Raw genomic sequence first — 20,813 nt, forward strand, 5'->3', positions numbered from 1 at the left:
GCGAGCTGCCGCGTCAGAACGTGCGGGCCGTCGTCGACTCGATGAACGCCTCCAGCGCGGCGTAGGCGTCGACCGGCACCTGGCTGCGCACGCCGTCCAACGCCGCGCGGGCGCGCTGAGCGCCCTCGGCGATGCGCGCTTCGACGGCGTCGACGGCCCCTGATTCGCGAGCGAGCACGCGAATGCGTTCGACCTCGTCCTCGCGCAGGTCGTCGTGGCCGAAACGCTCGGCGAAGAACGTGCCGACCTCCGGCTCGTCACCGGCGGCGTCGAGCAGGTGAGCGACGAGGACGGTGCGCTTGCCCTCGCGCAGGTCGTCGCCGGCGGGCTTGCCCGTCTGGGCCGGGTCGCCGAAGACGCCGAGCAGGTCGTCACGCAGCTGGTAGGCCTCACCGAGCGCGAGACCGTACTGCGACAGGGCCTGCGTGACGTGGGGGGAGGCGCCCGCGCTCGCCGCACCGATGAGCAGGGGGTGCTCCATCGTGTACTTGGCGCTCTTGAAACGGATGACGCGCAGCGCACGCTCGATGCGCTCGGGCGTGCCCATCGTCGCCCAGGGCGTCGAGGCCTCGAGGACGTCGAGGAACTGACCGCCCATGAGCTGCGTGCGCATGAGGTCGAAGATGGCGCGGCCGCGCGCGACCTCGTCGGCGGGCAGGCCGCTCGTCGCGTACATCTCGTCGGCCCACGTCAGGCACAGGTCGCCGGCCAGGATGGCGCCGGCCTCGCCGAAGCGGTCGGCGTCACCGTCGAGACCGCGGCTGCGGTGCGCGGCGGCCATCGCCCGGTGCGCGGCGGGCATGCCGCGTCGGGTGTCGCTCGCGTCCATGACGTCGTCGTGCAGCAACGCGGCGGCCTGGAACAGCTCCATCGACGCGGCGCAGCGCACGAGGGCGTCGCTGTCGGCTCCACCGGCGGCGCGGTAACCCCAGTACAGGAACGACGCACGCACACGTTTGCCTCCGCGCAGGAGGGTGGCGACGGCGTCGAGCATGAGGTCGGTCTGGCCGCCGAGGGGGGCGAGGACGTCGCGCTGATGGCTCACCTCGGCATCGAGGGTCTCCTGCAGTCGTTCGAGCAGGCGCGGCGCATCGAGAGAGTCGGGCACGGTGCGTTTCCTTTTCCAGATCGGCTACCCGTGAGCCTACGCGTAGCGGCGTGGGAACCGCGACCTGACGGGGTTGTCAGACGTCGGTCGTACATTCTTCTCATCGAACAGAAGTTCGATTTTTCGTGGGGAGGGCTCTGCCCTCCACCGAGGAGGAGGTCGTGTGATGCGCGAGTACGACGACGTCGTCGCCATGGGGGTCGACGCGTGCGGCAGGCCCGTGGTCTTCGAGTGGCGCGGGCGTCGCTACCGGGTGACGCAGGTGCTCGACACCTGGCGTGAACGGGTGCCGTGGTGGCGTGATCCGGCCCGTCCCACGACACCTGACGAGCAGGGCGTCCCTGACGTCCAGCGCCGGCTCGAGCAACGCACCTGGCGTGTCGAGGCGACGGCCGGGCGCCGCGCCTCGAGCGGGGTCTTCCACCTCGTGCACCACGGTGAGCGCTGGTCGCTGCGCGCCCTCACCGACTGAGCTCATCGACTGAACCGTCCGTTCCCGCCCCATCGACGAAGGAAGTGCCCCATGACGACCCTGACCACAGCCCCGACCACGTCGACGTCGGTCACCTCGACGAACGACGTCCCCGCCGTCTGCTCCACCGATCTGCTCGACCTCGTCGCGCGTTCCCACGACACCCTCGTCGAGGCCTGCACCGTCTCGACGAGTTCGCAGCGCTACGTCGCGGCGCATCTCGCGGCGCTGCGCGCCGCTGCTGGGTTGCTCGCGTGGAAGGCGCCGCGCAGCCTCAGCTCCAAGCCGCGCAGTGCGTGGGTGACGCTCGCCCAGCACGCGCCCGAGCTGGGTGAATGGGCGGCGTTCTTCACCGAGAGCGGGCGCCGCAGCCGCGCCGTGAGCGCAGGCATCCTCGTGCCTGCCGCACGAGAGGCCGACGATCTCGTGCGGCAGGCCGAGACGTTCCTGCAGATCGTCCTCGAGCACGCCGGTCTCCCGCCGCTCGCGCCGGTCGGTTCGCGCATGACCCCGGTCCAGGTGAGGTGAACCATGCAGTTCACGCACCTTCGGGTCGCCTCGTCGTACTCGCTGCAGTACGGCACGACCCCACCCGCGACACTCGTCGCCCGCGCCGCCGAGCTCGGGTACGGACGCCTCGCGCTCACCGACCGCGACGGTCTGTACGGCAGCGTCAAGTTCGTCGAGGCGTGCACCGCCGCAGGCCTCGAGCCGATCCTCGGCGTCGACCTCGCGCTGGCGCCCGAGCGCGTGCTGCGGGCGCGTACCCCCGCCAAGGGTGGCCCGGCGCGGGACGAGCGGAGCCCGCGCGTCACCGTCCTCGCCCGCGGTGCGGCGTCGGGGCTCGCGCCGGGGCTGGGGTGGGCCCAGCTGTGCCGTCTCGTCACCGATGCTCATCTGAGCGGTGAGCGCGGCGCGCCCGCCACGAGTCTCGACCGGGTGGCCGCGCACGTCACGCACGAGAGCGAACCGAACCAGCCGGCACTCACGGTGCTCCTCGGCCCGGATTCGGACGTCGGGCAGGCACTCCTGCGTGGTCGTCACGCCGAGGCCGAGGCCCTGGTGCGTCGCTGGCGAACCGCTCTCCCGCACGGCGCGCTCGCCCTCGAGGTGGCCTGCCACGACGGCCCGCCCGAGGCGATGGCCAGTCGGCGTCACGCGACGAACCTGTGGCGCCTCGCCCGTCGGTGCGGCGTGCCCGCCGTGCTGAGCGGCTGGGTGCGTCATGGTGAGGTCGACGAGGCGATTACTGCCGACGTCCTCGACGCGGCACGCCGTGGGGTGGCGCTCGACCTGCGTCACCTGGATCGCACGAGCGTTCAGGGCCATCTGCGCCCTGAGGCGCAGATGCTGACGCAGGCCGAGGCGCTCGCCGAAGGGCTGGGTGATCTCGGCGCCGCGCTCGAGCTCGTCGGGGCGAGCGACCGGCTGGCGCAGGCGTGCGTCCAGCACCCGTTCCGAGACATCGGCATCGGGGCGGTGCACCTGCCCGAGGTCGAGGTGCTGGGCCTGACGGGCACCGACCCGCAGCGGGTGCTCACCGAGCGCTGTCACGCCGCGGTGAACGGACGCTACCCGCACGCGTCGGAGGCAAAACGGCGCGAGGTTCTGGAGCGGCTCGAGGAGGAGCTCGACGTGGTGCGTCACCTCGGGTACCCGACGTATTTCCTCACCGTCGCGCAGGTCTGCGACCTCATCCGCGACATGGGCGGGCGCGTCGCGGCCCGCGGGTCGGGCGCGGGCAGCCTCATCACCTACCTGCTCGGCATCAGCGGGGTCGACCCCATCGAGCACCGACTGCTCATGGAGCGGTTCTGCACGAGGGCCCGCGCGTCACTGCCCGACATCGACATCGACGTCGAGTCGGCGCGCCGCACCGAGATCTACGAACGCATCATGGAGCGCTTCGGCGGGGAGCGGGTGACGTGCGTGTCGATGATGGAGACCTACCGGGTGCGCCACGCCATCCGTGACGCCGGTGCCGCGCTCGGGATGGTGCCGGCCGACGTCGACGTCATCGCGAAGGCCTTCCCGCACGTCGCGGCCCGTGACGTGCGGCATGCGATCGAGGAGTTGCCCGAGCTGCGGGCGCGCGGGCTCGCCGAACCGGAGCTCGACCGGCTGTTCGACCTCGTTGAGCGCCTCGACGGGCTGCCGCGGCACATCGCGCTGCATCCGTGCGGGGTGATCCTGTCGAACGCCGGGCTGGCGCAGCGCACGCCGATGGAGGCGAGCTGGCTCGGTTTCCCGATGAGTCAGTTCGACAAGGACGACGTCGAGACGCTGGGGCTGCTCAAGCTCGACGTGCTCGGCATCCGCATGCAGTCGGCCATGGCCCACGCCGTCGCCGAGATCGAACGCGTCGAGGGTGCCGTCGTCGACCTCGACGACCCCGAGTGCGTGCCGTTCGACGACGAGGCCACCTTCGAGCTCATCCGCACGACGCGCACCCTGGGGTGCTTCCAGATCGAGTCGCCCGGGCAGCGGGAACTCATCGGCAAGTTCGGGCCGCAGCGTTTCGAAGACCTCATCATCGACATCTCGCTGTTCCGCCCCGGGCCGGTCAAGAGCGACATGATCACCCCGTTCCTGCGCGCGCGGCAGGGGTGGGCGCCGCCCGAGTACCTGCACGAGAGTCTGCGCCCGGCACTGGAGGAGACGATGGGTGTCGTCGTCTTCCACGAACAGGTGCTGCGCATCTTCGCGCAGACGACCGGCATCACGCTGGCGCAGGCCGACGAGGTGCGACGGGCGATGGGCTCGAGCACCGGGCAGGAGAAGATCGAACTGTGGTGGCGCGAGGCCGCGCAGCACCGCGGCTACACGAGCGCGGAACGCGACCGCATCTGGGAGGTGCTCGCCGCGTTCGCCTCGTTCGGTTTCTGCAAGGCTCACGCCGCCGCGTTCGCCGTCCCCACCTACCAGTCGGCGTGGTTGAAGACCCATCACCTCGCCGCGTTCGTCGCAGGCGTTCTCACCCACGACCCGGGGATGTACCCCAAGCGACTCATCCTCGCCGACGTGCGGACGTTCGGCGTGCCCGTGCTGGGCGTCGACATCAACGCCTCGCGCCGCGAGTACCGCGTCGAGCGCGTGCCGGGCGAGGGCAGCGATGACGACCATCTCGGTTTGCGCATCGGTTTCCTCGACGTCAAGGGTATGAGCGAGCGCGAGATGACGTCACTCGTGGAGGGCCAGCCCTACACGAGCCTGACGGACGTGTGGCGCCGGGCGGGTCTGAGCCGGCCCGTCGTCGAGCGGTTGCTGCTCGTCGGCGCCTTCGACGCACTGCACGGCACCGGACGACCCGGCGTATGCGGCGCACCGACGCGGCGAGATCTGCTGCTCGAGCTCGACGACCTCGAACGGTTGGATCGGCACGCCTCGGCGCGTCTGACGCGTGGCGCTCGCCGTCGCATGATCAGTTCGGCCCCGGGCGTGGGCGCGTCTGTGAACGCGGACGGGGCCGCAGGAACGGTGATGGCTTTCGACAGCGTCGAGGCGGCGCGTCGTCAGGCGCAGGGGCGACGGCCGCACGAGCGGTACGAGACGCAGGGCTCGCAGCTGGCCTTCGACATGCTCGACGACGGTGAGGCGGTGAGCAGTGGCCTGCCCGAGTTCACCCCGGCCGAGAAGGTGCGGGCCGAGCTCGACATCCTCGGGTTGGACGTCAGCGGGCACGTCATGCAGTTCTACGCGCCTCTCGTGCGGGCGCTGGGCGTCAGCCGGGCCTGTGACCTCGCGTCGCTGCACGGCGGCGAGACAGTGTGGTGCGCCGGCATCAAGGTCGCCACGCAGACACCGCCGGTGCGTTCGGGGCGACGCGTCATCTTCCTCACCGTCGACGACGGTACGGGCCCGGCCGACGCGACGTTCTTCGAGGACGTCCAGGGCCCCTACGCCGACACGGTCTTCCACGCGTGGATGCTCCTCGTGCGGGGCGTCGTGCGCCGCACCGGCCCGCGTGGGGTCTCGATCCGCGCGACGGGAGCGTGGGATCTGGCGCAGGCGTGGAAGGCGTGGGAGCACGACGGCGAGGCCGGGGTCCACCGTCTCGTCGAGGAGAGCGAGCGGCGCGGGGCGGAGCGCTCGGTCGGGGCCGCGCGCGGGCGGCGTCAGCTCGTGCACGCGTCGGGGTTCGCGCAGTCGCCGTACACCGACATCAAACCGGCGGGGGAGGCGCTTCGTGCCTCGCGCGCCGAACTGCCCGGCGAGGGTGAGGCTCCGTCACACCTGTGGCACGCGAGCCCGGGAAGCTCAGGAGGATGGAAACGATGATCCTGCACGTCGACATGGACGCCTTCTACGCCTCGGCGTCGCTCATCGAGCGCCCCGAACTCGTGGGCACCCCCGTCATCGTCGGGGGTGCGGGTCGCGGGGTGGTGCTGTCCGCCACGTACGAGGCGCGACGGTCCGGGGTGAGCTCCGGCATGCCCATGGGGCGCGCGCGCAGGCTGTGCCCGCAGGCGGTGGTGCTGCCACCCGACGCCGAGCTGTACTCGCGCATCTCGGGAGCCGTCATGCACCTGTTCGCTCAGGTGACGCCGCTCGTCGAACCCATCTCACTCGACGAGGCGTTCCTCGACGTGAGCGGGGTGGCACCGACACCGCGTCAGGCGGTTGCGCTCGGGCACCAACTGCGTGACGCCGTCGCGGACGAGCAGATGATCACGTGCTCGGTCGGCATCGCGCCGGTCAAGTTCGTCGCCAAGCTGGCCTCGACGCGCGCGAAACCTGACGGGCTGCTCCTCGTCGAGCGCCACGAGACCCTCGACTTCCTCCACCCGCTGCCCGTCGAGGCGCTGTGGGGCGTGGGTGAGACGACGAAGGAGAAACTGCATCGCCTCGGGCTGCGCACCGTCGGCGATGTCGCACACCTGCCCGAACGCACGCTCGTGCGCGCCCTCGGGCAGAGCGCGGGCGTCACCCTGCACCGCCTCGCCTGGGGGCATGACGAGCGCCGCGTTGTCCCGCACGAACCCGAGCGCAGCATCGGTTCGGACGAGACGTTTCCCGCCGACCTCGACGACGCCGTCGAGATCAAGCGCGAGCTGCTCAAGCTGAGCGATTGGGTGGCGGCGCGGATGCGGGCGGCGCAGGTCGCGGGTCGGACGGTCGTGCTCAAGGTGAGGTTCTCGGACTTCACGACGATCACGCGCTCGCGCACGCTGCCCGAGCACACCGACGTCAGCCGCGAGATCTACGACGTCGCAGCGCAATTGTTCGACGCGCTCGCCCTGCAGCGCGCGCGGGTGCGGCTCGTCGGGGTGCGGGTGCAGGGGTTGAAGGACGTGCGTCAGACGTCGCGGCAGATCCGGCTCGGGGAGCGTGAGAACGGATGGCGGGAGGCGGATCGGGCGATCGATCGGGCGAGCGCGCGCTTCGGGGCAGGCATCGTGCGCCCGGCGAGCCTCGTCGGATGAGCGGGCACGGGCGGCCCATGGCGGCAGGCTCTGGCGTGAAAGGTCAGGGTGTGATGCACTTTCCCCGTCGTGCACCGCGCTGAAGTGCTACAACTGACGTTATATGTCACCCGCCGCACGAGGTGTGCATCATGTGGGGTGACGAAGGGATGGAGGGCCACCATGCCGTTGTCCGAGCATGAGTTGCGCACGTTGGAGCAGCTCGAGGCGCAGCTTTCCGCCGAGGATCCCAAGTTCGCCTCGGCGATGCAGGCCGACCCGGAGCGCCGTCGACGGCGTCGTCGCGCCCTCCTCGCCGGCGCGGTCTGCCTCGCAGGCCTCGGCCTCACCGCCGTCGGCACGTACTCCTCGCACATGTGGTTGGGTCTCGTCGGCATGCTCGTCATCGCCGCGGGTGCCCTGCTGTCCGTGCAGACGCCGTCACGGCCCGCCCTGCACGTCGTCGACCCGAACTCGTTCGAGGGCATCACGGCCCAGACCGGCGCGCACCCCGCGTCGCGGATGCCGCGCATGGCTCGTCCGGCGCGCACCGCTCGGCCGCGCTCCTCGGCTCCTCGTCCGCAGGGCGACTTCATGCAGCGGATGGAGCAGCGCTGGGAGCGTCGCCGCTACGAGAACCAGGGATGGTGAACCGGCAGCGGCGTCGCTGACGTGAGTGTTCGCTGCTCGTCTGCAGCGATGACGCTCGGCGCGCCCCGCTCACCGTGCCAGCGCGAACGCAGCGATGGCCCAGCCGACGGCGATCGTCACGGCTGCGGCCAGTTCGATGCCCACCGACGTCAGCGCTGCCCGGATGGCGACGCGGGTCGCTGTCCACGCCTGCGCGCGATCACGCAGTCGTGCGCTCTCCGCCAAGAACACGCCGATGACGAAGCCCAGCAGCAGCCCGATCACGGGGACGACGAAGAAGCCGACCACCGCGCACACGAGCCCGACGATGTTGCTGCGCCGCGCGACCCCACCCCGCGAGAGCTGACGCCCCGGCACGAGAACCTGCACGACATAGCCTGCGACAGCGAGGACGCACGCGACAGCGAACACCACCCATGCCGCCGTGCTCGACTGGCCGATGGCCCAGACGAGCACGCCGAGCACGACGCACGCGAGGCCCGGTAGGACGGGCACGATGAGGCCGGCGATGCCGACCGCGACGAGCAGGGCCGCACCGAGCGTCGTCAAGGTTTCTGTGGAGACCACCATGGTGTTCATCATGGCCCATCAGCGCATCGCTGCGCCCGAGATCACCGCCGTCGCGCGGCGGCAGTCGCACGGCACCGATCGCACGACACCCATCGCGCGAGGCCTCATGCCCGGGTGCGTCCGACAGTGCCCCCGGCATGCGTTCGGCCCCGCGCCTCGATGATCGAGAACACGGGGCCGAACGGTTCGCTGTGCCGAAGGGGCGAGATGCTCAGACCTCGCTGAGGCGGGGGGTTTCGTCGATGACCTCGACGGCTACCTCCCGCAGCTTGTCGAGGTGCTCACGGCCGTGGTGGCCGCAGAAGCGCAGTTCGAGACCTTCGGACATGACGGCCTTGATGAACGCCTGGGCGCCACAGCGGTCGCAGCGGTCGGCGGCGGTCATCGTCTGTTCCATCGTTGCGGTCATATCCATCCTCCTCGTCGGACGGCGCGGGGGCCGTCTCACGCGTATTCGTGAACCCACACGAATGTGGTTCTCGACAATGAACAACAGTCTTCCACGTGGAGGCATTCCCGCGAAGCCGGTTTCGATCTGCGGGCCTCCTCGCGCGCCCGAGTGATTGCCTCGACCCGCGTGCACCCGCGGCCGCACACCACCATGCACACCACATGACGGAGCGCCCACGAGAGGTGGCTTGCGCGTGGCGACGCGGAACGACGGGGTTCGTCCGATAGCGTGTCGAGGCACATGTCGAGTGTGCGCGTGACGAAGGTCAAGGAGATTCCCCAGGTGTCGCCCAGCGAGAACCAAGAGAACTACACCGCCCGCCACCTCCAGGTGCTCGAGGGGCTCGAGGCCGTCCGCAAGCGTCCCGGCATGTACATCGGCTCGACCGACGGTCGCGGCCTCATGCACTGCCTCTGGGAGATCATCGACAACGCCGTCGACGAGGCGCTCGGCGGGTACTGCGACCGCATCGAGGTCATCCTCCTGCCCGACGGCTCCGTCGAGGTGCGCGACAACGGCCGCGGCATTCCCGTCGACGTCGAGCCGCGCACGGGTCTGTCGGGCGTCGAGGTCGTCTTCACGAAACTGCACGCGGGCGGCAAGTTCGGTGGCGGGTCGTACACGGCCTCCGGTGGTCTGCACGGCGTCGGTGCGTCCGTCGTCAACGCGCTCAGTTCGCGTCTCGACGTCGAGGTCGACCGTGCGAGCAAGACGTACGGCATGAGTTTCCGCCGCGGCGAGCCCGGCACGTTCGCCGACGGCGACTCCTCCGATCCGCTCGCGAAAAGCCCGACGAACCCGTTCACGCCGTTCGAGTCCGGCAGCCAGCTCGAGGTTGTCGGCAAGGCCAGGCGCGGCGTCACCGGTTCGCGCGTGCGCTACTGGGCCGACACGACGATCTTCCTCAAGACCGCGCAGTTCGACTACGACCAGCTCATCGCGCGCGCTCGTCAGACGAGTTTCCTCGTGCCGGGCCTCACCATCATCATTCGTGACGAGCGGGGTCTCGCCGGTACGCCGGGGGAGAACGGCCCGCACGAGGAGACCTTCCTCCACGACGGCGGCATCAGCGAGTTCTGCGAGTACCTCGCGCCCGACGCCGCCGTCACCGGCATCTGGCGCCTGCAGGGCAGCGGGTCGTTCACCGAGACGGTGCCGGTGCTCGACGAATCGAGCGGCCACATGACGAGCCAGGACGTGACGCGCGAGTGCGGCGTCGACATCGCGCTGCGCTGGGGCACCGGGTACGAGACGAAGGTGCGCAGCTTCGTCAATATCATCGCGACGCCGAAGGGCGGCACGCACAACACCGGTTTCGAGCAGGCGCTCATGAAGGTGTTCAAGAAGCAGCTCGAGGTCAACGCGCGCAAGCTCAAGGTCGGCAATGACAAGGTCGAGAAGGACGACGTCCTCGCCGGTCTGACAGCCGTCGTCACCGTTCGCCTCGCGGAGCCGCAGTTCGAGGGCCAGACGAAGGAGGTGCTCGGCACCGCGGCCGTGCGCGCCATCGTCAGCAAGGTCGTCGAGAAAGAGCTGAGCGCGCACCTGACGTCGACGAAGCGTGACGACAAGGCGCAGGCCGCGCTACTGCTGGAGAAGGTCGTCGCCGAGATGAAGTCGCGCATCAGCGCGCGCGCCCACAAGGAGACGCAGCGTCGCAAGACGGCGCTCGAGTCCTCGAGCCTGCCGGGCAAGCTGAAGGACTGCCGCTCGACCGACGGTGAGCGCAGCGAGCTGTTCATCGTCGAGGGCGACTCGGCGCTAGGTACGGGCATGGCGGCGCGCAACTCGGAGTACCAGGCGCTGCTGCCGATCCGCGGCAAGATCCTCAACGTGCAGAAGGCGTCCGTCGGCGACATGCTGAAGAACGCGGAGTGCGCCTCGATCATCCAGGTCGTCGGAGGGGGTTCGGGGCGCAGTTTCGACCTCGACATGGTGCGCTACGGCAAGATCATCCTCATGACGGACGCCGACGTCGACGGCGCCCACATCCGCACGCTGCTGCTGACGTTGTTCTTCCGCTACATGCGTCCGCTCGTCGCGGCGGGGCGCGTGTACGCCGCGATGCCGCCGCTGCACCGTCTCGAGGTGAGCGCGCAGGGCCGCGCGAAGGGTGAGGTCATCTACACCTATTCCGAGGACGAGATGCGAGCCACCGTCGCGGCGTGGGAGAAGAAGGGCCGCACGTTCAAGCAGCCGCAGCGCTACAAGGGCCTCGGTGAGATGGACGCCGACCAGCTCGCGGAGACGACGATGGACCCGCGCCACCGCACGCTGCGTCGTGTCACGCTCAAGGACGCCGAGATGGCCGAGCAGGTGTTCGACCTGCTCATGGGCAGCGAGGTCGCGCCGCGCAAGGATTTCATCATCTCCAGCGCCAACGATCTCGACACCGAGCGCATCGACGCATGAGTTCGACTCGGCTGCAACGGTTTCGCTCGGTTCTCGCCGACACGCGGCCGTTGCGCAACCCCGCCTTCCGGCGGTTGTGGATCGCCGACATCGTCACCGTCGTCGGCGCGCAGCTGACGATCGTGTCCGTGCCCGCGCAGATCTACGCGCAGACGCGCGATTCGAGTTACGTCGGGCTGACGGGGTTGTTCGGCCTCGTGCCGCTCATCGTGTTCGGCCTGTACGGCGGATCGCTCGCCGACGCGCACGATCGTCGACGGATCCTGCTGTTCACCTCGGGCGGCTTGGTCGTCGCGAGCGCGCTGTTCTGGGCGCAGGCGGCAGCAGGCGGCGTCAACGTCTGGGTGCTGCTGTGTCTGTTCGCAGCACAGCAGGCGTTGTTCGCGCTGCATCAACCGGCGTTGCAATCGTCGCTGCCGCGCCTGCTCGAACCCGAGTTGCTGCCCGCCGCGAACTCGCTGCTCATGACGGTCGCGATGGCCGGTGGCATTGCCGGCCCGCTGCTCGCCGGCGCGCTCATCCCCGTACTCGGGTTCTCGTGGATGTACGCGATCGACACGATCTGCCTGCTCTCGACGCTGTGGGCCGTGTTCCGCATGCCCGCGCTGCCGCCGATCGGTGAGGTCGTCAAGGCCGGTTTTTCGTCGGTTCTCGACGGGTTGCGCTACCTGACGCGTCACCCCGTCCTGCTCGCGAGCTTCGTCGTCGACCTCATCGCGATGGTGTTCGGCATGCCGCGCTCGGAGTTTCCCCAGATCGCGCACGAGTCGTTCGGCGGTCCGCTCGGGGGTGGTTTCGCGTTCGCGTGGCTGTTCGCGGCGATCCCCGTCGGCGCCGTGCTCGGCGGCGTGTTCTCCGGGTGGGTGTCGCGCGTGCGACGACACGGCGTCGCCGTGCTGGCCGCGGTGCTCGTATGGGGCCTCGCCATCATCGGGTTCGGTGCGGCGGTAGCGCTCGCGAACGGGCGCGTCGACGTCGTGTTCTGGCTCGCGTTCATCGCCCTCGTCATCGGAGGTGCGGCCGACATGGTTTCCGCGGCCTTCCGCACGTCGATGCTTCAGACGGCCGCGAGCGACGAGGTGCGCGGGCGGCTGCAGGGCGTGTTCCTCGTCGTCGTCGCCGGCGGCCCACGCATCGCGGACGTCATCCACGGCGCCGGCGCGACCGCGATCGGAGCGGCGACGACGGCGTGGCTCGGCGGCGTGTGCGTCGTCATCGGTGTCGTGCTCGTGGGCCTGCTTGTCCCGTCCTTCCGGCGGTATCGACTCGCTGCCTGACTCGTGGGGCGCGCCGGGCCGAGCGGGGTGCGGCAACCGTGATCTGGCTTCGTCGGTCTCGGGCAGGGGTGTCCGCGATGACGGCTGGCCGGGGGAGTGGGGCCGTCCCCGTCGTTCTGGCGCCCTGTGGTCAGGCTGAGCGTCGGCGGATGGTAAATCTGGACGATTCTATGAATGAAGTTTTTCCCCTTAACTTACGCTAGTTTAGGTCCATGCCTTCACTCCGATCCTCTCTCGTGGTGCTGACGGCGGATCAGGTCGACAGCCGCTCTGGCGGCGACGCCGTGCCCTCCGCCCTGCGAGCGCTGCGCGCTCTCCCGTCGAGCGGGGGGTCTGCGCGCGGCTTCGCGCGGACGGCGGGGGATGAGATCCAGGCCCTGTTCACGCGTTCGAGCGATACGGTCGAGGCGCTCGAACGGCTGGCGCGCCTCGGGTGCTGGCGGGTGGGGGTCGGCATCGGCGCGGTCGTGACGCCCGTACCCGACGATGTGCGTGCCGCCTCGGGTGAGGCGTTCATCGCGGCGCGTGAGGCGGTCGAGGCATCCCGGCTCGTGCCGGCGCGCGTGGCCGTTCGGGCTCCTTCGGCGCCCGAGGCGGGGGCCGACCTCGACGCGGCGCTGGCGCTGCTGCACCTGCTTTGGCATCGCCGCACACCTGCGGGGTGGGCTGTTGCCGAGTTGTTGGGGCAGGGGCTGACGGGGCGCGAGGTCGCCGCCGAACTCGACATCACCCCCTCGGCCGTCAGCCAACGCGCGCGGGCCGCAGCCGTCGAGGAGAGCGACGCCGGCATGCGCCTCGCCGCGCGCCTCATGGACGCTGCGCGCGCTCGCTCTGCTGAGGGGCGGCGTCGCTCGAGAGCCGACATGCTCTGATCGTGTGCGCCCGCGGCATGACGGCTGTGGGCGCGCTCGGATCACCAGCCCGGCCCTCACCCGGCTCGGCGTTGCGCCCGACGGAACGGATCGTCCCGGCCTGTGTCCTCACCACTGTCGGTGGCGGCGTCTACCGTCGGGTCATGGATGTCAGGGATGTTCTCGTCGTCGCGCTGTTCGGGTCACTGGCGCTCGCGGGTGGTGGTGTCGTGACGACGCTCGTGTTCCGCAGCGTCGATCGTCGGGCGTCCGAGGTGGGGGAGAGCCTGCCGGAGTCCTCGGACGGGGTCGCACAGGCCGCCACGATCCTGCGCGGCGGCGCGTGGATCGGCGCGCTTGAGCGGTTGGCGATCTTCGCGGGGCTCGTCGCGTCGTGGCCGGAGGCGATCGCGATCGTTCTCGCCGTCAAGGGGCTCGGGCGTTATCCGGAGCTGCGCAGCGGCGAGAAGTCGGCCGTCGCCGAGCGGTTCATCATCGGCACGTTCGTCAGCGTCCTGTGGGCGTGCGGCTGCGCGGGTCTCGTGGCGTGGTTTCGCACCTGAGCCCCCCTGGCAGCGCGGCGTCCCTCGCCCAACGTCGGCGAGGTGCCGCTGACGCCGCCGTCACGATCGGGCTGCGGCCTTCTTCGCCGCCTTCATCTCACGTTTCGTCTCGCGAACCTTCTGCAGCGAGTCGGCGGCGTCGTCCGTCGCCCATATGGGGTGGGTGCCGCCGTCGTAGTCGTCGCGCACGGCGGCGAGCTTCTGCACGCGCTCTGCCATCGAGCGGCCGTGACGGTGAAGGGCGGGAGGCGTCGTGCACTTCTCGACGAACTCACCCGGTTCGATCGCGGCGATCTTCGTCGGATCGAGCGTGCCGAACCGGTCGTAGATCTTGGCGGGGCCGGAGAACGCCACCTCCATCGCGATCTGCTGGTCGAGCAGCATTCCGACGAGCAGCCCGAACAGACGCTCCGAGATGACGGCGTCGGCACGGTCGTTCTGGGCGATGTGCAATCGGGGCATGCAGGCATCGTAGGGCGGCGCGGCCCAAGGAACATGTCGATGTCACCACCTCGTGAGAGGATCACGCCAGATCACTCAGCGAGCGAAACGACGACGACATGACACTGTTCAGGCGCGCCGATGTCGGTGACGACGAACCGCAGCACCTCAAGGTCTCTCTGGACCTCAAGTCGGTGTGGCATGCCACCTGGATCGTCATCGGCGCCCTCGCCCTGCTCACCGCCCTCGGTTATCTGACGGGGTCGGCGGGTTCGGTCGTCTTCAACGTCGTCATGGCGTTCTTCCTCGCCGCAGCCATCGAACCGGCCGTGTCGCGCTTCGCGATGCACATGCCGCGTGCGCTCGCGACGGGTCTCGTCGTCCTGCTGCTGGCGTGCGCCGTCGTCGGGTTCTTCGCCGCGTTCGGGGGCCTCCTCGTCGACGAGGTGCAGGCGCTCATCAGTGCGGCGCCCGGCCTCGTCACGGATTGCGTCGACTGGGTCAACCGCAAGTTCGACACCGACTACGACATCAACAAGCTGCTCTCGAGCGTCAACCTGACGCCCGACAACGTCGCGAACTACGGTTCGCAGCTGGCCGGCGGCGTCCTCGGGCTCGTGACGAGCGTCGTGTCGACGGCGTTCAACCTGTTCGTCCTCATCTTCTTCACCTGTTACATCTCGGCTGGCCTACCGCGTCTGCGCACCTGGGTGGCAGGGCTGTTCCCGCCGCGTCAGCAACGTGTCGTGCTGACGGTGTGGGAGGTGTTCGTCGCAAAGGTCGGCGGGTACGTCGCGGCGCGCTTCATCCTCGCGACGATCTCGGCGACGATCCACTGCACGTTCATGATGCTGATCGGCATGCCGTACTGGCTGGCGCTCGGGTTGTGGACGGGCATCATCGCGCAGTTCGTGCCCAACATCGGCACGTACATCTCGATCGTCCTGCCCGTCCTCGTCGGCGCGACGAGCGACAAACCGATCAACGGCCTGTTCGTCCTCATCTTCGCGATCGTCTACCAGCAGATCGAGAACGTCACGATCGAGCCGAACATCAGCGCACGCGCCGTCGACGTCCACCCGGCCGTCTCGTTCGCATCCGCCCTCGCAGGCGCGAACATGTTCGGCCTCGCCGGCGGTTTGCTCGGTGTGCCCGCCGCCGCGACGGCCATGGCCATCCTCGACCTCTACAAGACGCGCTACGAGGTGAAGAGCTCGACGCTCGACGCCGCCCAACGCGACGCGAAGAAGGATCTCGACGACGACGACTCTGCGACGAGTGACGACCCACCGGGCCAGCGCGACCCCGTCGAACTCGCAGAAGCTGACGACGCCGCCGGCGACGCGCGTGACCAGGCGGTCGAGACGGGCGGCCGCCATGATTCCGACCACGCGACTCGTGACAGCGACGCCACGTCGACCACTCACGGCGACACCGCTGCGGTGAACCGCGACGATAACCGCAGCTCCGGTGGTGCGACGAAGGCCTGACCGGCCGGGGGCCGCCTTCCGTCCTCGCTGCCCTCGTGCCGCGAGACATACATCGCGTCCGGGATTGCATGGCAGGCCAAGCGTGGCAGCCGGTGCTCTGTACTTGGGGCGCGCTCCACGCTCCTGTCCCTGTCATCGTGGCCGACGACCGATGGCACCGAGCGACACAAACGGAACGGGTGGCAAGGAGCGGCAGGCTAGAGTGAAGGTGCCCCGTCGCGTGACAGGGGTCACCCCTCGCACCAACCAAGGATCCCCATGAAGAACATGATGCGACTCGCGCCTGCTGGCGCCACGGCTCTGGCCACCTTCGCCGCTGTCGCAGTCGCACCGACGGCGGACGCTGCCGTCATCGGAAGTTGCCGCCTCGTCGTCCCGTCGACTGTGCGCATCACCAGCAGTTACCAGCACTTCACACCCACGGTGACGGGCGGTTGCTCCTACTACGCCTCGAGTCTGTCTGCGGCGTGGTCGGGGTACACCTCGCAGGGTGCGGAGGATTTCCTCTACTTCGATCGTTCGAGTTCGGAGCATTGGGACGTCTATGACTGGCATTCCCTGGGGAAGGTCACATGGCGTCCGGAGAACGCGGGTGAATCGGTCAACTACAACGAGTTCACACAGAACTCGCCCACGACCGACGTGCGACTCGGCTCTTGGTCGACGATCAAGGCGACGCGTTCAGGGACGTCAGTGACACTCAGCTCGAACGGTGCTCGCTGGTCGTCGTACTGGGGCAAGCCCATTGCCTTCGAGACCTCTGCCTCGTTCCAGTACAAGGACGTGGGCTCGTCTACGTGGAGGACTCTTGTGACGAAGTCGGTCAAGGGAAGCACGTCGTATTCGTACCGGACCAGCGCGACCAGAGACTACCGAGTGGTCTACTCGACAACCGCCACGACGTGGGGTGTCACGAGCAACACCGCACGCAAGTAGGCCCACGTGCCCGACTGAGCCGGCTGCCTTGCCGCCCACTGGCCCTAGCTCGGGGCCGGTGGGCGGCGCCTGCTCGGGCAGGTTTGCGGCTTCAGTTCAGTCGCGCGACGAAGGACGCCGAAGGTTTCGCAGCCTTGAGGCACGAGTCGCGCAGAGGTTGGCCAGGTACCGACGTGATGGTGAGCGATGTGCCGTCGGGCAAGGAGACGAGCCACCCGTCGTCGCCGTTCGCCACGGGCGCACCGATCCCGGAGACGGGGGCCAACGTCAGATCGGGGTGCTGCTGGCGCCACCACGTCTCCGCCACCTGCGCGACCGGTTCCAGATCGATACGGCCGCGGTGAGTGGTCGACGAGAAGAGCTGCTGAACAACCGGATTCGCCGGCGAGCTCGTCGAGGCCGTCGCCAGCGCGGCAGCAGTGTCGCCGGTCAGTCGACCGAAGGTCTGGCCGCTCGGCAGGTGGATGGCCGTCGGCGCGAACCGGTGGCCGCCGATGTGCGAGACCTCCCACACGTTGTCGGGTGCGGCGGCATGCGCAGCTTCCGCGACGGGCCGGGCACGGACGGCGCAGCAGGCATCGCGGCGGCCGTTCGTGCACACGAGCAGCACAGGCTCGGGGCGTGCGGCGAAACCGAAAGACGCCAACCTCGCGCGCTCTGCCACATCGCCGGCGAGCAGACCTGTCACGTCTTCGCGTCGCAGGGTCGCTTCGACGAGCCACGGTTCGTCACCGAAACCACCGCCGACGAACACCCGGGCCGTCTCACCCGCCACGGCATGTCGCCCGACACGACGGATGAGGTACAGCGTTGCGTCCGCAGGTTGCGGCAGCCCGGAATCGCCGACGGCATCGCGTCCCCACGCGCCCGGCACCTCGACGGCGACGATGACGCGCGCCACCTTCGCCGTCCCCCACGCAGGCATGCCGGCCGCTTCCCAATCGAGCGAGCACGAACTGGGTGACGTCATCATGCCCCCAGCCTAGAGGCGCGCCAAGGCACGGTGGGTCTCGCGCTCTGATGCGAGCGCCTCAGATGACACGCGCTCAGCAGAACCCTGGCCGTCACCCGGCGCGCCCGCCGCAGCTGCGTCACGTGGTGGTGGTTGTGTCAGTCCTGACTGCCGCACGGGCGAACAACTGACTCAGCTGGCCGACACAGGCTGATGCACCGCGGTGGCTCGGAGTGCCACCGTCGCCATCAACGGATGGAGGCGAGGCAGCTGCGTCACTTGGTGATGGTTGAGTCAGTCCTGACTGACACAGCGGTAACCAAGTGACTCAGCTGTCGATGCGAACTGCACCAGGGGCCGCCATAGAGGCCCGCAGCGCCCCGCGCCAGCACCCACCCCGTCAAACGTCAGGCGTCGTCACCGTCGAACAGACTGAGGCGGCTTCCGTCGTCGCCGATCGCACCGTCGTCAGTCTCTTCGCCCGCCGTCACCGGCGTCTGCTCGGCCACTTCGGCGGACGACGCATCGGCGGCCACCGACGCGTAGGGCGCCGTCGTGCCGATCGCGGCGATCTGGCCGGGGGCGGTGTCGCCGGAACCGTCGCGCTTGCCGTCTGCGTCGTCGAGGGTGAGCAGCTTGCCGATCGCCTTGCCCGAAGCATCCGCCGCGCGCGCCGGCGCGGAACCGACCCACGCGAACGTCAGGTGGTTCTCGCCGCGCAGGAAGCGGTGGGCGCGGACGCCGGCTGTCGCGCGTCCCTTGGCGGGGAACTCGGTGAACGGTGCGACCTTGAGCGAGGTGATCTCACCGTTCGGCGAGCCCGGGTGCCCCGCGCCGGTGACGACGATGCCGTCGCGCGAGACGGAGCCGAAGAAGATCGCTCGTGCGCCGGCACCGAGCTTGATGCCGGCGACACCGCCGCCGGTGCGGCCCTGCGGGCGCACGTTCGCAGCGTTGAAGTGCAGCAGTTGCGCCTCGTTCGTGACGAACGTCAGCTCCTCGGTGCCGGTCTGCAGTTCGACGGCACCGACGACGACGTCGTCGCCCTTGAGCGTGATGACCTCCATGATCGGCTTGTTCGCGTACTCCGTCGTCACGCGCTTGACGACGCCCGCTGCGGTACCGAGTGCGAGGCCGGGGGAGTCGGCGCGCAGCGACGTCACCGTCAGCACCTTCTCGCCGGGTGCGAGGTCGACGAACGCGGCGACGGGCGCGCCGCCGTCGAGGACGGGCGCTGCGTGCGTGTCGACGAGGTGCGGCAGTTCGAGCGCGCTGACACGGAACAGCCGACCTGCGGACGTGACGATGCCGAACTCACCGCGCGCGCTGGTGCGCGCGGCGGCGAGGACGACGTCGTGCTTGCGGCGGCCACCGTCGGTCGACAGCGGATCGGCCGAGGTGGTGCGCGCGATGAGGCCGGTTGACGACAGCAGCACCCAGCACGGGTCGTCGGGGATCTCGAGCGGCATCGACGACTTGGATGCCGACCTCGCCACCGCCTGGGCGCCGTTGCCCTCGAGCAGGACGGTGCGTCGCGGCGTCCCGAATTCCTTTGCGACGGCGAGCAGTTCGTCGCAGACGACCTTGTGCAGCAGCTTGACGTCGGCGAGGATCGCGCGCAGTTTCTCGATCTCGGCGCGCAGCTCGTCGGCTTCCTTCTCGAGCTCGAGGCGGCTGAACTTCGTCAGGCGGCGCAGCTGCAGGTCGAGGATGTACGTCGCCTGCGCCTCGGACAGGTCGAACACCTGCATGAGGCGCGCCCGCGCCGTCGCAGAATCGTCGGAGGAGCGGATGATCTGGATGACCTCGTCGATGTCGAGGATCGCGATGAGCAGACCGTCGACGAGGTGGAGGCGGTCCTCCTTCTTGCCGAGGCGGTGCGCGGTGCGGCGGCGCACGACGTCGATGCGGAAGTCGGTGTAGACGCGCAGCAGCTCCTTGAGCCCGAGGGTGCGCGGCTGACCGTCGACGAGGGCGACGTTGTTGATGCCGAAGCTCTCCTCCATCGGCGTCAGCTTGTAGAGCTGTTCGAGCACGGCCTCGGGGTTGAAGCCGTTCTTCAGTTCGATGACGAGGCGCAGGCCGTGGTGGCGGTCGGACAGGTCCTTCACGTCGGAGACGCCCTGCAGCTTCTTCTGCCCGACGAGGTCCTTCATCTTGTCGATGACCTTCTCGGGCCCGACGAGGTACGGCAGTTCGGTGACGACGATGCCCTTGCGGCGTGGCGTGACGTTCTCGATCGTCGCCGTCGCGCGCGTGCGGAACGTGCCGCGGCCGGTGAGGTAGGCGTCGCGGATGCCGTCGAGGCCGATGATGCGCCCGCCCATCGGCAGGTCGGGGCCCGGCACGAAGCGCATGAGGTCGTCGAGGCTGCAGTCGGGGTTCTTGATGAGGTGGACGGCGGCCTGCACGACCTCACCGAGGTTGTGCGGCGCCATGTTCGTCGCCATGCCGACGGCGATGCCGCTCGCGCCGTTGACGAGCAGGTTCGGGAACGCGGCGGGCAGGACGGACGGTTGCTGCAGCGAGTCGTCGTAGTTGGGGACGAAGTCGACGGTGTTCTCGTCGAGGCCGGCGACCAGCGTCAGGGATGCGGGCGCGAGGCGCGCCTCGGTGTAACGCGACGCCGCGGGGCCCTGGTCGAGCGAGCCGAAGTTGCCGTGGCCGTCGATGAGCGGCAGACGCATCGTGAAGTCCTGGGCCATGCGCACGAGAGTGTCGTAGATCGCCGAGTCGCCGTGCGGGTGGTACTTACCCATGACTTCGCCGACGACGCGGGAGGACTTGACGTGGTTCTTGTTCGGCGTCAGGCCGAGCTCGTCCATCGAGAACAGGATGCGCCGCTGCACCGGCTTGAGCCCGTCACGCGCGTCGGGCAGCGCGCGCGAGTAGATGACGGAGTAGCTGTACTCGAGGAACGCCGCCCGCATCTCGTCCTCGACATCGATGTCGATGATGTTCTCGACGATGTCCTCGTCCGGCATCTCGGGCTTCTTCGTGCGTGCCACTGCGCTTCCTCACTAGCTCGCTGACGCCCGGTGCCCGGGCAGGGTGCATCGCTCATCCTCCCGCATCCGCGCGCTGACGGGGGTTCGCGACACGCGGCGGGGGTCTGAGCGCTCCCGTGGCAGCCATGTCTCTATGTCTTTTGCATTAGGACATAGCGACGCGGCGGGTTACTGTCTCTATGTCCTAATGAAAAGGACATTGAGACATCGGGACGCGACGGAGGGGCGG

At 69.3% G+C, this 20,813-nt stretch carries 17 protein-coding genes; 11 read left to right on the forward strand and 6 right to left on the reverse strand.

Features of this window, described 5'->3' with window-relative positions; all coding sequences use genetic code 11:
- Nucleotides 1-13: 13 nt before the first annotated feature.
- Nucleotides 14-1,108, reverse strand: a complete 1,095-nt coding sequence (locus tag ABH936_RS00965; RefSeq protein WP_404602157.1) for a polyprenyl synthetase family protein — start codon at nucleotides 1,106-1,108, stop codon at nucleotides 14-16.
- Between the two features lie 166 nt (nucleotides 1,109-1,274).
- On the opposite strand from ABH936_RS00965, the gene ABH936_RS00970 reads away from it, so the two are divergent.
- From ABH936_RS00970 to ABH936_RS00990, 5 genes are all read left to right on the forward strand, one after another.
- The gene (locus ABH936_RS00970; RefSeq protein WP_156444987.1) at nucleotides 1,275-1,580 is read left to right on the forward strand and encodes a DUF6504 family protein; all 306 of its coding nucleotides are present in this window, start codon (nucleotides 1,275-1,277) and stop codon (nucleotides 1,578-1,580) included.
- Nucleotides 1,581-1,631: 51 nt separating this feature from the next.
- Nucleotides 1,632-2,108 carry an SAV_6107 family HEPN domain-containing protein gene (locus ABH936_RS00975; RefSeq protein WP_062258230.1) on the forward strand — a complete coding sequence of 159 codons (477 nt, stop codon included), beginning with the start codon at nucleotides 1,632-1,634 and terminating at the stop codon, nucleotides 2,106-2,108.
- 3 nt (nucleotides 2,109-2,111) lie between these two features.
- Complete coding sequence (locus ABH936_RS00980; RefSeq protein WP_115296325.1) at nucleotides 2,112-5,858, forward strand: DNA polymerase III subunit alpha; 3,747 nt, start codon at nucleotides 2,112-2,114, stop codon at nucleotides 5,856-5,858.
- Nucleotides 5,855-7,003, forward strand: a complete 1,149-nt coding sequence (gene dinB / locus ABH936_RS00985; RefSeq protein WP_404602160.1) for a DNA polymerase IV — start codon at nucleotides 5,855-5,857, stop codon at nucleotides 7,001-7,003. Before ABH936_RS00980 ends, dinB begins: the two co-directional genes overlap by 4 nt.
- A 162-nt stretch (nucleotides 7,004-7,165) precedes the next feature.
- Nucleotides 7,166-7,633: a DUF3040 domain-containing protein gene (locus tag ABH936_RS00990; protein WP_006946879.1), complete on the forward strand. Its 468-nt coding sequence runs from the start codon at nucleotides 7,166-7,168 to the stop codon at nucleotides 7,631-7,633.
- Between the two features lie 69 nt (nucleotides 7,634-7,702).
- Here the strand turns inward: ABH936_RS00990 and ABH936_RS00995 are convergent, their stop codons facing one another.
- Together ABH936_RS00995 and ABH936_RS01000 are read right to left on the reverse strand one after the other, a co-directional pair.
- Complete coding sequence (locus ABH936_RS00995) at nucleotides 7,703-8,203, reverse strand: DUF456 domain-containing protein (protein ID WP_207623486.1); 501 nt, start codon at nucleotides 8,201-8,203, stop codon at nucleotides 7,703-7,705.
- A gap of 211 nt (nucleotides 8,204-8,414) precedes the next feature.
- Nucleotides 8,415-8,612, reverse strand: coding sequence for a hypothetical protein (locus ABH936_RS01000; RefSeq protein ID WP_006946873.1), 198 nt, complete (start codon nucleotides 8,610-8,612; stop codon nucleotides 8,415-8,417).
- 282 nt (nucleotides 8,613-8,894) lie between these two features.
- Between ABH936_RS01000 and ABH936_RS01005 the strand changes: the two genes are divergently transcribed.
- The 4 genes from ABH936_RS01005 to ABH936_RS01020 all read left to right on the forward strand — a co-directional run bounded on the left by ABH936_RS01005 (nucleotide 8,895) and on the right by ABH936_RS01020 (nucleotide 13,757).
- The gene (locus ABH936_RS01005; protein ID WP_006946863.1) at nucleotides 8,895-11,066 is read left to right on the forward strand and encodes a type IIA DNA topoisomerase subunit B; all 2,172 of its coding nucleotides are present in this window, start codon (nucleotides 8,895-8,897) and stop codon (nucleotides 11,064-11,066) included.
- Nucleotides 11,063-12,343 carry an MFS transporter gene (locus ABH936_RS01010; protein WP_006946897.1) on the forward strand — a complete coding sequence of 427 codons (1,281 nt, stop codon included), beginning with the start codon at nucleotides 11,063-11,065 and terminating at the stop codon, nucleotides 12,341-12,343. Before ABH936_RS01005 ends, ABH936_RS01010 begins: the two co-directional genes overlap by 4 nt.
- Before the next feature lie 212 nt (nucleotides 12,344-12,555).
- Nucleotides 12,556-13,215, forward strand: coding sequence for a hypothetical protein (locus tag ABH936_RS01015; protein WP_040015027.1), 660 nt, complete (start codon nucleotides 12,556-12,558; stop codon nucleotides 13,213-13,215).
- Between the two features lie 143 nt (nucleotides 13,216-13,358).
- Nucleotides 13,359-13,757 (forward strand): hypothetical protein, encoded by a 399-nt coding sequence (locus ABH936_RS01020; RefSeq protein WP_237723718.1) that lies wholly within the window; start codon nucleotides 13,359-13,361, stop codon nucleotides 13,755-13,757.
- Nucleotides 13,758-13,817: 60 nt separating this feature from the next.
- Here the strand turns inward: ABH936_RS01020 and ABH936_RS01025 are convergent, their stop codons facing one another.
- Entirely contained in the window at nucleotides 13,818-14,219 is a 402-nt protein-coding gene (locus tag ABH936_RS01025) for a hypothetical protein (RefSeq protein WP_115296321.1), read from the reverse strand.
- A 98-nt stretch (nucleotides 14,220-14,317) separates the two neighbouring features.
- On the opposite strand from ABH936_RS01025, the gene ABH936_RS01030 reads away from it, so the two are divergent.
- Both ABH936_RS01030 and ABH936_RS01035 read left to right on the forward strand, forming a co-directional pair.
- The gene (locus ABH936_RS01030; protein ID WP_115296320.1) at nucleotides 14,318-15,688 is read left to right on the forward strand and encodes an AI-2E family transporter; all 1,371 of its coding nucleotides are present in this window, start codon (nucleotides 14,318-14,320) and stop codon (nucleotides 15,686-15,688) included.
- Nucleotides 15,689-15,946: 258 nt separating this feature from the next.
- A complete protein-coding gene (locus ABH936_RS01035; RefSeq protein WP_006946886.1) occupies nucleotides 15,947-16,624 on the forward strand; it encodes a hypothetical protein in 678 nt (225 codons plus the stop codon).
- A 91-nt stretch (nucleotides 16,625-16,715) separates the two neighbouring features.
- Here ABH936_RS01035 and ABH936_RS01040 read toward each other — a convergent pair whose 3' ends face one another.
- Both ABH936_RS01040 and ABH936_RS01045 read right to left on the reverse strand, forming a co-directional pair.
- Entirely contained in the window at nucleotides 16,716-17,597 is an 882-nt protein-coding gene (locus tag ABH936_RS01040) for a sucrase ferredoxin (protein WP_006946901.1), read from the reverse strand.
- 386 nt (nucleotides 17,598-17,983) lie between these two features.
- On the reverse strand, nucleotides 17,984-20,584 hold the full coding sequence (locus tag ABH936_RS01045) for a DNA topoisomerase (ATP-hydrolyzing) subunit A (RefSeq protein ID WP_074039170.1): 2,601 nt from the start codon (nucleotides 20,582-20,584) through the stop codon (nucleotides 17,984-17,986).
- Nucleotides 20,585-20,813: the final 229 nt, after the last annotated feature.

This window comes from Dermacoccus sp. GAS27A (assembly GCF_044909235.1).
GTDB classification, from domain to species: Bacteria; Actinomycetota; Actinomycetes; order Actinomycetales; family Dermatophilaceae; genus Dermacoccus; species Dermacoccus nishinomiyaensis.